General features: G+C 55.6%; 16 protein-coding genes and 1 pseudogene. 9 read left to right on the top strand and 8 right to left on the bottom strand.

Going from position 1 to position 15,858, the window contains the following annotated elements; all coding sequences use genetic code 11:
- The 6 genes and pseudogenes from K5905_RS09810 to K5905_RS09835 all read left to right on the top strand — a co-directional run.
- A pseudogene (locus K5905_RS09810) lies at nt 1-423 on the top strand (hypothetical protein); the annotation flags it as partial.
- Between the two features lie 18 nt (nt 424-441).
- Nucleotides 442-1,836, top strand: coding sequence for a hypothetical protein (locus tag K5905_RS09815; RefSeq protein ID WP_297583050.1), 1,395 nt, complete (start codon nt 442-444; stop codon nt 1,834-1,836).
- 80 nt (nt 1,837-1,916) lie between these two features.
- A complete protein-coding gene (locus tag K5905_RS09820) occupies nt 1,917-2,804 on the top strand; it encodes a DUF3445 domain-containing protein (protein WP_297583053.1) in 888 nt (295 codons plus the stop codon).
- A gap of 205 nt (nt 2,805-3,009) precedes the next feature.
- Nucleotides 3,010-4,389: an AarF/ABC1/UbiB kinase family protein gene (locus K5905_RS09825; RefSeq protein WP_297583055.1), complete on the top strand. Its 1,380-nt coding sequence runs from the start codon at nt 3,010-3,012 to the stop codon at nt 4,387-4,389.
- Between the two features lie 165 nt (nt 4,390-4,554).
- Nucleotides 4,555-4,836, top strand: coding sequence for an aa3-type cytochrome c oxidase subunit IV (locus K5905_RS09830; RefSeq protein WP_297583058.1), 282 nt, complete (start codon nt 4,555-4,557; stop codon nt 4,834-4,836).
- Nucleotides 4,837-4,955: 119 nt separating this feature from the next.
- Nucleotides 4,956-5,627: a pseudouridine synthase gene (locus K5905_RS09835; RefSeq protein ID WP_297583061.1), complete on the top strand. Its 672-nt coding sequence runs from the start codon at nt 4,956-4,958 to the stop codon at nt 5,625-5,627.
- Nucleotides 5,628-5,648: 21 nt separating this feature from the next.
- Here K5905_RS09835 and K5905_RS09840 read toward each other — a convergent pair whose 3' ends face one another.
- The 3 genes from K5905_RS09840 to rpsU form a co-directional block, all read right to left on the bottom strand.
- Complete coding sequence (locus K5905_RS09840) at nt 5,649-6,233, bottom strand: NAD(P)H-dependent oxidoreductase (protein WP_297583063.1); 585 nt, start codon at nt 6,231-6,233, stop codon at nt 5,649-5,651.
- Nucleotides 6,234-6,353: 120 nt separating this feature from the next.
- Complete coding sequence (locus tag K5905_RS09845) at nt 6,354-7,172, bottom strand: tetratricopeptide repeat protein (RefSeq protein ID WP_297583066.1); 819 nt, start codon at nt 7,170-7,172, stop codon at nt 6,354-6,356.
- A 210-nt stretch (nt 7,173-7,382) separates the two neighbouring features.
- Nucleotides 7,383-7,610 carry a 30S ribosomal protein S21 gene (rpsU, locus tag K5905_RS09850; protein WP_008188883.1) on the bottom strand — a complete coding sequence of 76 codons (228 nt, stop codon included), beginning with the start codon at nt 7,608-7,610 and terminating at the stop codon, nt 7,383-7,385.
- A 387-nt stretch (nt 7,611-7,997) separates the two neighbouring features.
- Here rpsU and K5905_RS09855 point away from each other — a divergent pair, with 387 nt between their 5' ends.
- The gene (locus K5905_RS09855; protein WP_297583070.1) at nt 7,998-9,395 is read left to right on the top strand and encodes an MATE family efflux transporter; all 1,398 of its coding nucleotides are present in this window, start codon (nt 7,998-8,000) and stop codon (nt 9,393-9,395) included.
- Between the two features lie 47 nt (nt 9,396-9,442).
- Here the strand turns inward: K5905_RS09855 and K5905_RS09860 are convergent, their stop codons facing one another.
- The 3 genes from K5905_RS09860 to K5905_RS09870 form a co-directional block, all read right to left on the bottom strand.
- Nucleotides 9,443-10,537, bottom strand: coding sequence for a 5-(carboxyamino)imidazole ribonucleotide synthase (locus K5905_RS09860; RefSeq protein ID WP_297583072.1), 1,095 nt, complete (start codon nt 10,535-10,537; stop codon nt 9,443-9,445).
- 28 nt (nt 10,538-10,565) lie between these two features.
- A complete protein-coding gene (gene purE / locus K5905_RS09865) occupies nt 10,566-11,060 on the bottom strand; it encodes a 5-(carboxyamino)imidazole ribonucleotide mutase (protein WP_297583075.1) in 495 nt (164 codons plus the stop codon).
- 139 nt (nt 11,061-11,199) lie between these two features.
- Entirely contained in the window at nt 11,200-11,406 is a 207-nt protein-coding gene (locus K5905_RS09870) for a DUF465 domain-containing protein (protein ID WP_297583077.1), read from the bottom strand.
- Nucleotides 11,407-11,768: 362 nt separating this feature from the next.
- On the opposite strand from K5905_RS09870, the gene K5905_RS09875 reads away from it, so the two are divergent.
- On the top strand, nt 11,769-11,948 hold the full coding sequence (locus K5905_RS09875; RefSeq protein ID WP_297583079.1) for a DUF465 domain-containing protein: 180 nt from the start codon (nt 11,769-11,771) through the stop codon (nt 11,946-11,948).
- 80 nt (nt 11,949-12,028) lie between these two features.
- Here the strand turns inward: K5905_RS09875 and K5905_RS09880 are convergent, their stop codons facing one another.
- Nucleotides 12,029-13,663, bottom strand: a complete 1,635-nt coding sequence (locus K5905_RS09880) for an acyl-CoA synthetase (protein WP_297583082.1) — start codon at nt 13,661-13,663, stop codon at nt 12,029-12,031.
- Nucleotides 13,664-13,759: 96 nt separating this feature from the next.
- Nucleotides 13,760-14,524 carry a sulfite exporter TauE/SafE family protein gene (locus K5905_RS09885; protein WP_297583084.1) on the bottom strand — a complete coding sequence of 255 codons (765 nt, stop codon included), beginning with the start codon at nt 14,522-14,524 and terminating at the stop codon, nt 13,760-13,762.
- 172 nt (nt 14,525-14,696) lie between these two features.
- On the opposite strand from K5905_RS09885, the gene K5905_RS09890 reads away from it, so the two are divergent.
- A partial coding sequence (locus tag K5905_RS09890) for an AMP-binding protein (protein ID WP_297583086.1) occupies nt 14,697-15,858 on the top strand: 1,162 nt, incomplete at its 3' end.

A 15,858-nucleotide genomic window follows, 5' to 3' on the forward strand; every position in this document is an offset into this window, starting at 1 on the left:
GCAATACTTGCAGCTTTGAAGAACAACTGGTCAGCTTCCGAACGGGACACGATCCTGCGGGAATATCAGTCTTTTCTGCATGACGCAGTGCGAGCTGGAGAGTTCCGACGACCGAGCAGGGCGGTGGACTGTCTCTGGCACGAGCACATCTTGCACACCGAGCTTTATGCACGTTACTGTCATGAGAAATTCGGACGCTACATTCATCACATGGCGTGTATTCCACCGAAGTATCGAACGAACTTCGAGGCGGCTGTCGGTCGCGTGATGCATCCTGTCGAAGAATTGGAAACCGGTGCCCGCTCGGGAATGGGTGAATTTGCCGACTGTGGACCACCTGCGCCACCCGATGAACCGTCGAATCGTGAACTGCGTGCCGATTGCGGGTCCGGTAATCCGCCTGCACCAACTCGGTCGGGCTAGATGGATGGCGGTCACACGATGACCCTTGTCGAGTTCCTGGAGAAGTTTTCAATCCGCGATGTGTCGCAGATTGGAACGGTTGACCCGTCGACGCCCGAGCAGGACATCGATGCTGCGGAACTCGCCGAGCTGTTGCGCCAGGCATCCAAAATCAAAGTTGAAGGTTTGACTGTCGAGGAATTGGCCAACGGCGGGCAGGAGCAGCCTGCTCCAGCCGTTGATGTTGGGTTGAAACTGCCAAGGTTTAACGTGCACGGAGATCTGATCCTCGCCAACATCACCTTGCCGTTTCCAATATATTTCGAAGAGTGCAAATTTGACGGATTTATCGAGTTCTGGTCATCCAGTTGCCGGTCGGTTGCAATGTATGGTTGTGAACTTGAAAAAGGCATGGATCTGCGCAGCAGCAAGATCGACGGAAACCTGATGCTGCGAAAGGGGTTCGTCTGTAACGGACCATTATTGCTGCGGGATTGCACCATCACACAGACGCTGGACCTGACCGATGCCCGTTTTGCTTATGCAGGGACAGGGGGCTACAAAGGGAGTGATGCCGATGGCGAGGCCATCAGCCTGTCACGCACGAAGGCCAATGCGCTCTACTGGAAATCAGTGAGATTTCCAGGTGGAGGCAAGGCCAATTTGCGGGATGTCTCGGTCAAGAGCTTCGTAAACGACATCGCGGCTTCCAAACTTGAGTCGTGGCCGGGGGCCGGCAACTTGATCCTGGATGGTTTCAAATATGACCGGATGACCGATTGCGCTTCGGATGTCATGCTCAATTGGATCGACCTTCAGAAAAAAGTCTCGATGAGTTCGCTCGCCAATCTGGCGAGTGCTTATTCGAACCTGAATTCCAAGCAAAACGCCGAAATCGTTCTTGTTGAACTGAAGAAACTGGAGATAGGTCAGGTCAGGAACGTGGTGTCCCGGCTACTTCAGCGAACAGTCTTCTGGCTCGTTGGATACGGAATTTATCCGGTGCGCGCTCTGTTCGTCTTTTTGCTGATGTTCTTTGTTTTTCTGGTGCTCGCTTACGTCGCCAAATCGCAGAACTGGATCGCACCCAACGTCAACTCGTTCATTTCAAATGCCTGCTTTACCGGCTTGAGCGCCAGTTGCGATGAAAAGAAGCTAGCGGATCTTCAGCAGATCGAGTTCGAGCCCTGTGTTTTCGGCAAATCCTGTGCCGTCACTCGTTTTATTCCCAAGCACTATCCGGAATACAATCCGATTGTCTTTTCACTCGAAGCATTCTTCCCGTTCGTTGATTTTGGACAGAAGAAATTTTGGGAGTTTTCCAACACGGTGGTGCGCTTCCTCATGCTGCTTCTGAGCTACATGGCGATTTTCGTCGGAGGTGTTTTTGTCGGTGGCATTACCGGAATTTTGACCCCAAGGAGCAAAGGCTGACAATCTTGCCAACTGCTCGCGGATGTGGAACAGGTCGTATTCTTCAGAGTTTTCAGTGAGAGAATTTCGGTCAGTCGGATATGAGTTTCTTTCGGCACACGCCCTATGACGGTTCCAGTCTGCCATTCGCGGTTGGCTTGAAGCCGATTGAGGAAGGAAGTTGGCTTGAGCCCGATTTCTTCCTGGACGGTCATTTGTCTGAGAAGGAGCGTCTGATTGCTCTGGATCGGGAAAGCGTTTTCCGGAACGAGGACGACACAGCTGCCGCTCAAGAAGAAGTCAGGGATCTGATCGTAGGAAATCTGGTGCGGTTTCATGGAAACACGCATCAGTTTGTCACCGGCTCCGACCAGGTGGTTATCGGTACTCGCCAGGTTTCGTTAGAGAATTTGCCCGCACTTTTGGCGGTCTCAAGAATTGTGCAGGAAGATCTTGTCCTGATGCGTCATGGTCCGGATGGATACCGGTTGGTGGCCGCTTCGCTGTGCTTTCCATCCTCGTGGTCACTTTCGGAGAAGTTCGGGCGGTCCATGGCCGGGATTCATGAAACCGTTCCCGGGTTCAATGGCGGTCGGATGGGACAGATGGTTGCCCGGCTGTTTGAGAATTTGAAACCCGATCAGCTGCTCTGCCGGTTCAACTGGTCCTTTCACCCGGATGGTGATCTGCATCATCCCTACCCCAAGAACATGCGGTTTGAGACCCCGGAAAGTGCACTTGCGCGGTTGTATTTGCGGGTCGAACGGCAGACGCTGCGCCGATTGCCACAAACGGGCGATATTCTGTTCACGATCAAGATCCATCATGATCCGCTGGCGGCTCTGGAACACAGTGAAGACAGGTCGAGGCTCGCTGAGGGACTTAAGACGCAGCTCCTGTCGCTGAGAAGGGATCAGCTTGCCTACAAGGGGCTTGCCGAAACGCGAGAAGCTCTCGTCAGCGCTCTAAAGAGATTTGAGAGCCGGTAGAATTCGGAGCCGCCAGGTTTGGTCTTCGGGATCTTCGGTAAGCTTGAAATCGAGGCAAGCGCTTCTGTATTTCACAAAAGTACCCGGCAATGCGACGTTTTACCGATTGGTTCAACTGGATATTGTTGGCGTAGTTCATATTTAGAGCGTGGAGGCAGGCTTCGAATGTGGAAGCAGGACTGCCGTCATAGGGAGCCAACACCGCATGCCGCAATCCAGGGACCGGGAAAGCAACAGGTTGAGCGCCAGAATGGGCCGCTATGCCAAGGTCGGCACCAATATGGGTGGTATTGCCGCCAAGGTTGCCGGTGCGCGGCTTTTCGGGATGGAGCTCGACAACGCCAAGAACGCGGCCGAGCTTGCAGCGGCGCTTGGCGGCCTCAAGGGGCCATTGATGAAAGTCGCGCAACTTCTGTCGACGATCCCGGATGCGTTGCCGCCTGAATACACGACCGAGCTGGCAAAGTTGCAGGCAAGTGCGCCGCCGATGGGGTGGGCATTCGTCAAGCGGCGGATGCGGGCGGAGCTTGGAGCCGACTGGCAAAACCGTTTCGACGAATTCGGCAGGGAGCCGGCGGCGGCGGCCTCGCTCGGTCAGGTGCATCGCGCGACAGCGCATGACGGCAGGGTTCTGGCCTGCAAACTTCAATACCCGGACATGGCATCGGCGGTTGAAGCGGATCTGAAACAGCTTCAGATGTTGTTTTCCTTGCACCGGCGCATGAGCCCCGCCATTGATACGCGAGAGATTGCCAAGGAAATCAGCGCGAGGGTACGTGAAGAGCTCGACTATGCCCGCGAAGCCGCACATATCGCGATGTATCAGGACATATTGGCCGATACCGACCGCATTCGGGTTCCCGAGGTCGTGACGGATCTGTCGACCGGAAGATTACTGACAATGGGTTGGCTCACCGGAAAACCGTTGCTGGAATTCAGGGAGCACAGTCAGGAAGAGCGCAACTTGCTGGCAAAAACCATGTTTCACGCCTGGTGGCATCCTTTCAGCCACTACGGCGTTATTCACGGAGACCCGCATCTCGGCAACTATACCGTTTTTGAGCAGGAAGGGACGCCCGCAGGAATAAACCTCCTGGACTACGGTTGCATCCGGATCTTTCCGCAGTCCTTTGTCGAAGGTGTCGTTGAACTTTACCGCGGCCTGTTGGAGGGCGACAATGACCGCGTTGTCTCGGCCTACGAATGCTGGGGATTTAAAGACCTGAAAAAGGAAATCATCGAAGTTCTCAATATCTGGGCGAGATTCATATATGGGCCTTTGCTCAGCGACCGGGTTCGATCGATCGCCGATGGCGTATCGGCAGCAGAATACGGTCGCAAGGAAGCGTTTCGCGTGCACTCGGCGTTGAAAGAATTGGGGCCGGTTACCGTGCCGCAGGAATTTGTCTTTATGGACCGGGCTGCAATCGGCCTTGGCGGGGTGTTCCTGCATTTGCGTGCGGAACTTAACTTCTATCAGCTGTTCAATGAGCAGATCGAAGGTTTTGAGGCAGCCAGGGTTCGCAAACGGCAGGACAAGGTTCTTGCGGCCGCAGGCCTTGGTGGTGCCTCGCACGCTGCCTGAATTCGGTGTCCCTGACGGAAAATTGTGTCTCATTTGCAAGCGCTGTTGCTTAAATCGCCAAAGAGTCGCGCCTGCTGGGCCTGATTCTGCGATTCCGACGATTGCCGAACCGGAAAACTTTATTGTATGAAGGCAGCCGACTTATGAATCTTCCTGGGGGACTTTATGTCTGACAAAAACGCGCCCGCAATGGACTATGACTCGCATGAGCGGACCTACGAGGGGTTCATCAACTTCTCGAAAGTTGGGACCGTGGCTGTCCTGAACGTTGTCCTGTGTCTGATCCTGTTCGGATTTGGTGGAACCGCAGCAACCGTATTCGGTTGGCTGATGCTGATTGCCACTCTGGTAAGCTCCGCCATCGGTCTTGCGCTGGGTGCATCCGGCTGGATCCCGCCTGCGCTTGTGTTCTTGCTGACCGGTGTATTGGCTATTCTGACCGTTTAGGTCGGGATTTCGATCGCCATTCACCAGAGTGAGGCGACTGACAAGGTCTTCAAAGGCGCGGCCCGGTCCGCGCCTTTTGCTTTAAAACTGGGCGCTCGTGGCCCGATCGAAATGGCATCATGAACCGGACTGCACCAGAGGCTTTTGTCTACAATCCACCTGTTGAACCTTATCTGCCGGTTCTGCATCTGGACGATGACCTGCTTGTCGTTGACAAGCAAAGCGGCTTGTTGAGCGTTCCCGGCAAGGCTACGGAGCATTCCGACTGCCTGGAACGCAGGGCGCAGGAAGTTTACGCCAGTGCGCGGATTGTTCATCGACTGGACATGGATACGTCCGGCGTGATGGTTCTGGCGATGAATGCGAACGCCCACCGTCATCTGGGATTGCAATTCGAAAGACGCAAGACACGAAAGACCTATCTTGCCGAAGTGTGGGGACATCCGCGCGACGATGACGGTGAGATCGATCTACCACTCATTTGTGACTGGCCGAACCGGCCGAAACAGATGGTCAGCTTCGAACACGGCAAACCGGCGCTGACCCGCTGGCAGGTGCTGGAACGTAAGCCGTTTTCGACCCGTGTCCGGCTTTTTCCTCACACAGGCCGCTCCCATCAATTGCGTGTTCACATGCTGTCCCTTGGACATCCGATCCTTGGGGACCGCTTCTACGCCGAGGGGGAGGCACTGCACGCCTCACACCGACTGGCACTTCATGCAGAAAGCCTCGAACTGCATCACCCCAACGGGGGGGAGCGTGTTACATTCCGGGCAGAATGCCCCTTTTGACCGTCGCCGGTGATTTGAATTTCAACACGCCCTCCGTCCCAGATCTTCCATCTTTCTCAGCCAGCGGCTGATCTGACCGGGTCGCGCATGTTCGACCATGCCGAACACAGTTGACCTGACCGGTTTGAACCCGACAAACCCGAAGATGTTCCGTTTCAGGCTTTTCAAGCTGTGGGCGCGGTACCAAAGCGTATAAGCAAGGGCAGGCATGCCGGTTGTCAGGACAATGCGTGCCGATTTGCCTTGCATCTTGCCCTTGGGCCACTTGTCTGTCTCCGACCGCTCAAAAGCAGTGTCATAATGGAGGAGTTGCTCCAGAAACGCCTTGGTGTATGCGGGCAATGTGCCTAGCCAGAGCGGATAGATCAGGACAAGATGGTCCGCCTCAAGCAGGGCGTCCCGTGTCGGCTGGAGCGCATTCGGGCTCGGAACGTTCTGAAAGTCTGAAGGTATGCGCAGGACGGGAAATTCGATATCCGCAATGCGAATGAGCGTTGACCGGTGCCCCGCTGCTTCAGCGCCCTTCTGGTAGGCGTTTGCGAGCGCGTGGCATAAGTGTCTGTCTGCAGTGTCTGGATGACCGTCCAAAATCAGGATGGACTTCATGCCTTCCTCCCAGCTGTTGAAACTGTGCGGGATGGTTCACATGATAAATTGCAGGACGGTCGATGCGTTGACCTGGATCAGATCAAGGTGAGATCTGAACAGCAGTCAGGCAAGGCCTGATCAACCCTGGCCGACCCGACCCAGTCCGTCACGAGCGATCTTGTTCGAATTGTCGAGCGACATTGCACGTGTGTAGTTGCGGCGGGCGTCCTTGGGTTTGCCGAGCATTTCAAGTGCGAGGCCGCGGTTCGCCCAGGCGATCGAGCTTTCCCGATCGAGATTGACCGCCATGGACAGATCGGAAAATGCCGCGTCCGGGTCGTTCACGGCGAGATAGGAAATGCCGCGAGCAATATATGGTGCAGCCGCCTTGGGATTGAGACCGATAGCCGTTGCAAAGTCTTCAATCGCCAGGCTGTCCTGGTTCTGGGCCTGGTAGATCAGTCCCCGATTGTAAAAAGCCCTGGCGTCGCTGCTGTCGCGCGCAATCACGGAATTGAAATCGGCCAGGGCTGCGCTGTAGTTGCCCTGCTGGCGATAGATGTTTCCGCGGCCGACATAGGCGACGTCATAGTCAGGTTTGATGTTGATCGCGCGGGTGTAGTCCGCGACGGCCAGGTCGTTCTTGCCCTGACGGCGGTAGACCAGAGCCCGGTTGGCGTAGGTCTGGTAAGATTGCGGGTTCAGTTGAATTGCGCGATTGAAGTCCTCGACCGCCTGGTCGAGTTTCCCCGCCTGCCCGTAGGCGATGCCGCGTGTACTGTAAGCACTTGCATCCGACGGATTTGAATCAATAACTGCTGTCAATGACGCAATATTCGTCGAAGAACCGGCAGAGCTGTTGATCGGGACGTCGTTGTAGACACCGCCGCTGGTATTACACGCAGCCAGGAGTGTTGCCAGGCTGAGTAATGTTGCGTGGGGCAGAATCTTGCGCATGCGGCACATATGCTCTCTTACAGTCAAGCGATTAGACATGCCGTTCATCTGCCTCCAATAGGGCGGTAATGTGGCTGTTAAGGTACGAGCCGACCTGTGCCCCAACTATTGTGAAACAAAACACCAAAAAGCCGACCGTAACTTCGGCCGGCCTTACGGCAACTTTGCTTATATTTGGCGATTCTTATCGCCGGGCGCACTCAAGCCGACTTAGCGGCGAGCGGATTTGCCCGGGAGAAGGCCTTCACGCTGTGCCCGCTTGCGAGCCAGCTTGCGTGCACGGCGAATTGCTTCAGCCTTTTCACGCGCCTTCTTTTCAGACGGCTTTTCAAAGTGACCGCGAAGTTTCATTTCACGGAAGATGCCTTCGCGTTGCATCTTTTTCTTAAGCGCCTTCAGCGCTTGATCGACATTGTTGTCGCGAACCAGAACCTGCACGCGTTTTTTCCCGTTTTCGATGAGCTGCGGCCGATCCGCAGCCAGAATTGGACTTTGATTTAAGCGAGGCTTTGCCAACGATTCACGTGACCGCCCTGCAAACACGCAGCCAACGCAAAAAGCACTCAATGTACGATGCATTCACTTGTGTACAGAAACCTGATCGCCGCTGACGCGTCGCCCACTTTGGCGAGCTTATTACCAGAGCAAACCACGCGTGTCCACAGTCATTCGCAAAGAAAGCAACGCCTTTCTGACTCCAACTGCCGCAAAAGAATGGAGAATTGTGGACATAATCCGGATTCAGGATTAGAGCTGGAATTCTCACCTTGGTTCACATGCCTCGGTCAAGAAGGCAAGTCCTAACCCACATTGTTGGAGGAAACAATGGCGCAGTTCGCGTCCGGGGCCCCCGATTCGGCGAAGGGCAAAACACTCTGGCGCAGCGATATCCTGCCGACACTCGCGCTCGGATTGCCGCTCGCCGGGGCGCAGCTGGCACAGATGGCGATCAACACGACGGATGTTTTGATGATCGGCCGTCTGGGCGCGACGGAACTTGCTGCCTCCGTGTTGGCCTTCAATTTCTTCACGCTTTTGTGGTTCTTCGGAATGGGCGTTCTTCAGGCGGTGATCCCGCTTGCAGCACGTGCTCGCGGACAGCGCAACCCAAGGGATCTGCGCCGGGCGGTTCGAATGGGCTTCTGGATTTCGGTGCTGTTCTGCTTGCCCGTCTGGTGTGTTCTTTTCTTCATCGAGTCGATCCTGCTGACGTTGGGACAGGAGCCGGAACTGGCTCGATTGGCAGGTATCTACATGCGTGTCATGCAGTGGACCATGTTGCCCGGTCTTCTCATAATGGCGGTGCGCGGATTTCTGACTGTCATGGAACGAACCCAGGTGGTCCTCTGGGCAACCATCGCCGGGGCGGTCGTGAATGCAATTCTGGACTATCTGCTGATCTTCGGTGAGTTTGGATTTCCGCGGCTCGAATTGGTCGGGGCGGGTCTTGCCTCGGTTTTCAGCGCGACCTGCACATTCCTGTTTCTGCTCTTTTATGCCCTGAAGCACCCGAAATTGCGGCGATACTACATTCTTGGCCGAATCTGGCGGTCGGACTGGCCGGTTTTCTTTCAGATCGTGCGTTTGGGGGCTCCCATCGGGCTGACGATTGTCGCGGAAGGGTCGCTGTTTACCGCGTCTGCCATCATGATCGGATGGCTCGGCACCCTGCCTCTTGCGGGTCACGGCATCGCGCTGCAGATCGCCTCGATCACCTTCATGGTGCCGGTTGGCCTGTCCGTGGCCGCGATGACCCGTGTCAGCCTTGCGGCGGGTCGCGGGGATCATGAAGGCGTCGGGAGGGCAGGCTGGACCTCCCTTGCGGTGACGATGATCTTCATGGGCTGCTTTGCGGTTCTTTTCTGGACCATCCCGGAAACCCTGGTTGGGCTGTACCTGGACCTGAACGATGCTGAAGCTGCCGAAGTTCTCTCTTACGGAGCTTCATTCCTGTTGGTGGCAGCTCTGTTTCAACTCGCGGATGGCGGGCAGATTATCGGCGTCAACAATTTGCGCGGTCTCGGTGATACCACCATTCCGCTTTTCTACGCTCTTTTCGGCTACTGGGTTGTCGGAATCAGCCTGTCCCTTGGCCTCGGCTTTGCAGCGGGCTGGGGAGGTGTTGGCGTCTGGGTGGGGCTTGCAGGAGGGCTTGCCAGCGTAGCGGTGCTCGCCAACGTGCGGTTCGCCAGGCGGGAAAAACTCGGCCTGGTGAGGGGATAAACTTAAAAACGCCGCGCAAATCCATTTTTGCGCGGCATTTGGACCGGTCAGGCGGTCTTGTCTGTAATCCGGTTCACATGGCCCATCTTGCGACCTTCGCGGGTCTCCGATTTTCCATAAAGATGCAGGCGAGCAGCCGGATCCTTCAGGATTGACTGCCAGTCATCTGCGTCAAACCCGATCAGGTTTTCCATGATCACGTCGGAGTGGCGTGACGCTGCGCCGAGGGGCCAACCGGCAACGGCACGGATATGTTGATCAAACTGGGAAGTCAGGCATGCATCCTGTGTCCAGTGACCTGAATTGTGCACCCGTGGAGCGACTTCGTTGACCAGAAGTCTTTCACCATTGCCGTCCCGCACAAGGAACATTTCGACACCCATCACACCTATATAGTCCAGACCGGACACGATCTGCTCGGCCATGGTTCGTGCCGTTTCCGCTGTCCGGGAAGAAACACCGGCGGGAACCGTGGACGTTTTCAGTATGTGATTTTCGTGATGATTGCGCGCAATGTCGTAGCTGGCACAAGTGCCGTCAAGATCCCTGGCGACAATTACGGAGACCTCGCATTCAAAGGGAATAAGGTCTTCCAGGACGGCGGGAACCGCCCCCAGTTTTTCAAACGCATTTGCCGTGTCCTCGGCTTTCCGGATCATCAGCTGACCCTTGCCGTCGTAGCCGAAGCGGCGGGTTTTCAACACACCCTGACCGCCGAAACCCTTGAGAGCCGCTTCCAGGTCGTCCTGAGAATTGATCTCGGCAAAGCCGGCGATCGCGACGCCCGCATTTGAAAGGAACTGCTTTTCGAACAAGCGGTCCTGAGACACTTCCAGAGCTTTCACGCCAGGCCTGACGGGAATTTTCGCATTCAGGTGCGCAGCCGTCTCACCGGGGACGTTTTCAAATTCGTACGTGACAACGGAAACGGAATTGGCAAACCTGTTCAGTGCATCAGTGTCCTCGTAAGGCGCAACGGTATAGGAAGCGCTGACATCGAAGGCAGGGCTGTTCGCGTCGGGACAGTAGATATGTGATTTGAGGCCCAGACTGGCTGCGGATTGAGCGAGCATCCGTCCCAGCTGCCCTCCGCCGAGAATGCCAATGGTGTCGCCTGGGGTCAGCCGGGTCTTTGCACTCATCTCGTTGGTCCTGTCGTTGCCGGCAATTCTAGACTGCGTTGCTGGTCGGGTGTTCGGCAACGGACGCCGTGTGGTCCGCCCTGTACTTGTCGAGGGCCGCCTCTATTGCCGAGTCGCTCAGGGCGAGAACCGCTGCTGCCAGCAGCGCTGCATTTGTCGCGCCTGCCTTGCCGATTGCCAGTGTGCCGACGGGAATGCCTCCGGGCATCTGAACAATCGAAAGGAGGCTGTCCTCGCCGGAAAGTGCTCTGCTTTCCACTGGAACTCCGAAAACGGGGAGCGGTGTCAATGAAGCGGTCATACCCGGAAGATGCGCGGCGCCACCGGCCCCTGCGATAATGAGCTTGAAACCTTCCGACTTGGCGTTTTTCGCAAAGTCGTACATCCGATCCGGAGTGCGGTGCGCGGAGACAATGCGTGCTTCGTAGCTGATCCCCAGCTGGTCGAGCGTGTCGGCTGCATGTTTCATAGTCGGCCAGTCCGATTGACTGCCCATGATGATCGCAACATCCGCTTGTGCCATTTCATGCTCCACTTTACGGCTGGCTCAGAAGAGCCGCGGAGTATATGCAGCAAGCCGCACATCGCAAGGCGCAATTGCCGGAAATCGGCCAAAAGATGATAGAATGATCGGGGAGCGCCTCAGCGGACGCGGCTGTGTATCAGGCGATAATGTCCGGGAACAGCTGATCTTCAAGAACCGAGATCCTGTCCTTGATCATTAGCTTTTTCTTTTTCAGCCGCTGTAACTGCAGGACGTCATGGTTTGATGTTGTCGCCAGCGCCTCCACTGCCACGTCAAGATCCCGGTGTTCCTGACGAAGCTGGGCAAGCTCCATTCGCAGTGCATCTATTTCCATTTCCGCCATCTATGTCCCCCAAAAACAGGACATAAGTCCTAGTCCATTTTGTTGCCCCCGGGCAAGGTAACATCTTGGCATGCCTTTTGACGAAAATTAAGACACGGCGTGAAACCCGACTGTTTTGTAGCAGATTTTGAAAAAAAATCGTTTTGCATTGATAAAAATCAGCCGGCAAAGCTTCTATCGGAATTTTTCATGAGTTTTGAACCGCTTATTTGACAGGACTTTTTCAGGGTTTTCTAAGGATAGTTGCTTGAATGCATAATTCGATGGCGAAACGGATGAGATATGCAGAATCTGCATTCGACAAGTCCGGAATTTATGTGGCAGTGTGCTTGCGTTAAGCCAACAGACAGGAGGTTTTATCCATGTCAATGCAGTCGCATCTCGCCGAACTCGAGCGCCGTCACGCGGAAATGGAACGCAAGATTGAGGACGCTCTGTTGCACCCGAGTACAGACTCGCTGGAATTGGCTGACATGAAACGACAAAAGCTCAAGATCAAGGACGAGATTGAGCGAATACGGCAGGATGTGACCCTCCATTGACGCATCTTACCCCGTGAAATAAAGAACGCCGCGCTTCACCGCGGCGTTTTTTATTTATGTGTCTTGCCTTTGTGTGTTGCTCAGAGCGACTTTGCCTGTTCACGCAGGGCGAATTTCTGAATCTTGCCGGTGGAAGTCTTGGGCAAATCGCAGAAGACGACGGTCCTGGGGGATTTGAAGCCGGCAAGATGCTCGCGGCTGAAAGCGATCAGTTCGACATCCGTCACCGTCGATCCGGGCTTCAATTCGACGAATGCACAGGGCGTTTCGCCCCACTTTTCATCAGGGCGCGCCACCACGGCGACCGCCTGGACGTCAGGATGCTTGTAGAGAACATCTTCGACCTCGATTGAAGAGATGTTTTCGCCGCCTGAAATGATAATGTCCTTCGACCTGTCCTTGAGCTGGATGTATCCGTCCGGATGCATGACACCCAGATCTCCTGAATGGAACCAGCCACCTGCAAATGCCTTTTCCGTGGCCTCCCGGTTCTTCAGATAGCCTTTCATAACCACGTTGCCGCGAAACATGACTTCGCCAAGCGTTTCGCCGTCGGCCGGCACCGGCTCCAGTGTTTCCGGATTGAGAACCGTCAGGTCCTCAAGCGCAACATAGCGCACACCCTGCCTGGCCTTTTTGTGCGCCTGCTGATCAAGAGGCAGCCCGTCCCACTCTGTTTTCCAGTCATTGACAACCGCCGGCCCGTACACTTCGGTCAGGCCATAGAGGTGGGTTACGTTAAAACCTGCTGTCTTCATTGCCGCCAGTACGCTTTCGGGTGGAGGCGCTGCTGCGGTATAGAACTCGACTTCGTGGTCCAGCTCACGCTTCTCCTCATCACTGGCATTGAGAAGCGTCGACATGATGATCGGCGCACCGCACAAATGGGTGACTTTCTGATCGGCGATAAGGTCCCACATGGTTTTGGGTCGTACCCAACGCAGGCAGACATGGGTTCCGGCAACGACGGACAGCGACCAGGGAAAACACCAGCCATTGCAGTGAAACATCGGCAGGGTCCAGAGATAAACCGGATGTTTTGCCATTGATGCGGTGATCACGTTGGCTTGCGCGAGCAGGTAAGCGCCACGGTGATGATAGACAACGCCCTTCGGATTGCCGGTTGTGCCGGACGTGTAATTGAGCGTGATGGCATCCCACTCGTCGTCGGGAAGTGTCCAGGGAAAATCCGGATCGCCTGACTGAACAAATTCTTCGTAGTCGATGGACCCCAACCGTTCTCCGTCCTGCGGAAACTCGGGATCCGAATAGTCGATCACGATCGGTTTGACAGAGGCAAGTGTCAGCGCTTCCTTGATGACCGGAGCGTATTCCCGGTCCGTTATCAGGACCTTGCAATTCGCGTGGTCGAGCTGAAAGGCGATAATTGCCGCGTCCAGACGCGTGTTCATGGAATGGAGCACCGCCTTTGCCATCGGTGCACCATAATGGGCTTCAAGCATGGGCGGCACATTTGACAGCATCACGCTGACGGTGTCGTTCTTGCCGATGCCCAGATTGGTCAGGGCAGAGGCCAACTGTCTGCTGCGCCTGTAAAAAGTGCGGTAATCGGTTGTCTGGTTCCCGTGAACGATCGCGATTGTATCGGGAAAGACGTCAGCTGCGCGTGCCAGAAAGCTGAGCGGGCTGAGCGCTGCAAAATTGGCGTTGTTCTTGCCAAGCCCTTCTGTGAACGGACTGAGATCGGCGTCCATGATTGTCCTCCCAAGATAAAACGGTTGTGCGTATCAAAACCGGAAAACCGGCTTTCATGCAATGCACTGTTTTGCTGACGGGCAGCGGGCGGAAAATCATGCCAAAAGGCTTGAAATTCCGTCGAAAGTCAGCTTGACGCCGATCACGGCCATAAACAGATAGATGATCGCGTAGAACGTGTCCGCCTTGACAATCCGCACCAGACGAACACCCACGAGGGTTGCGATCAAAGCAAGGGGGATCATCGTGAAAGAGGCGGTCAGATTTGTGGCGTCAAATTGGCCGAGAAAGAAATACGGAACGAGCTTGATTGCGTTTCCCGTCGCAAAAAAGATGACACCGGTTCCGGCATAAAGTGCCTGCGGCATGCGCAGGGGGACAGTGTACATCTGATAGGGTGGTCCACCCGTGTGGCTGATGAAACTGGTGAAGCCGGCAATGCTGCCCCAGAACATTCCCTTGGCAGGATTGTGTTTTGCCGCAGTTTGCTGTTTTCGACCCTTGAAAACGTAGTCCGCGACGAAGGCAAGCGATATCAGACCCACCATCAGGCGCACGAAGTCATCATTGACATAGGCCGCGGTTGCCCAGCCGACCGAAATACCCAGGATTGCGGCCGGCAGCAGGATCGAGAGGCACTGCCAGTTTGCGCGACCCTTATAGGCGAACAGCGCGACAGCATCCATCACCACAAGGATCGGCAACATGATCCCGGCTGCCTGAACAGGTGAGATGGCCAGCGTCAGGATCGGCACACAAAGCATGCCCATCGTGCCGCCGAAACCTCCCTTCGAAAGGCCGACAAGTATTACGGCAGGTATCGCCGCAGCATAAAACCAGGGATCTGTAATGAGGACCATAGGCCGGAAATTTCAGGTAGATATAGAGAATGGGAGTGCGAAACAAGCACGCCAGAGTGTTTACGTAAAGTCCCGACCGCCTAATTGATAACGACGCAAGGCTTGCAATATCTCCTTCCCTTACAGCACTCTATCCCGCAAATGCCGGACAGGCTGTTTGGGAGGACATTTCATGGCAAGCCGCTATCACGAGGTCTATCAGGGCTGGAAGGACGATCCGCAGAGTTTCTGGAAGGCAGCTGCTTCAGAAATCGACTGGATCTCGACCTCCGACAAGGTTTTCGATCCGGATCAGGGACAATACGGGCGCTGGTTTCCCGACTGGAAGTGCAACACTTCGTACAATTGTCTCGACAGGCATGTTGAACGCGGGCGCCCGGGTCAGCCGGCGCTGATCTACGACAGCCCGATCACCGGAAAGACGGCCACTTACACTTACGCCGAGTTGCTGGAACAAGTCGAAGCTTTTGCTGGAGTTCTTCAGGACAGAGGTCTGGAGAAAGGTGATCGTGCGATCATCTACATGCCGATGATTCCACAAGCCGTCATGGCGATGCTGGCCTGCGCGCGTCTTGGCGTTATTCATTCAGTGGTCTTTGGCGGCTTTGCCGCGAACGAACTGGCGACGCGCATTGACGATGCGTCTCCCAAAGCGATTATCGCGGCTTCCTGCGGCATCGAACCGGGGCGGGTGATCGCCTACAAACCCCTGATCGACGAGGCCATCAGCCTGGCGACGCGAAAGCCGGAAACGTGTCTTGTGTTCCAGCGCGAAGAGCAGAAAGCGGACTTGATCGAAGGCCGGGACTTTGATCTTGGTGCTCTCATCGATGAAGAAGTTGCCGAGGGTCGCAAGGTTCCCCCTGTTGCCGTCAAGGCAACCGATCCGCTCTACATTCTTTACACCTCAGGGACGACCGGGCAGCCCAAAGGCGTGGTGCGCGACAATGGTGGCCACATGGTTGCGCTCAAATGGACAATGTCGAACCTTTACGACGTTCAGCCGGGCGAGGTTTTCTGGGCAGCGTCCGACGTCGGCTGGGTCGTGGGTCATTCCTACATCTGCTACGCACCGCTTCTTCATGGCTGCACGACCATCGTGTTCGAAGGCAAGCCGGTGGGGACGCCGGATGCCGGGGTGTTCTGGCGTGTGATCTCGGACCATAAGGTCGTCTCGTTGTTCACGGCGCCGACAGCCTTCAGGGCGATTCGCAAGGAAGATCCCAATGGCGAACTGATCAAGGAATATGATCTGTCATTCTACCGATCGCTGTTCCTAGCCGGCGAACGCGCCGATCCGCGCGTTCTGTGGGACGCGGTGCGCAGCGTCGTCA

It is taken from the genome of Roseibium sp., from assembly GCF_025698965.1.
Taxonomy (GTDB): domain Bacteria; phylum Pseudomonadota; class Alphaproteobacteria; order Rhizobiales; family Stappiaceae; genus Roseibium.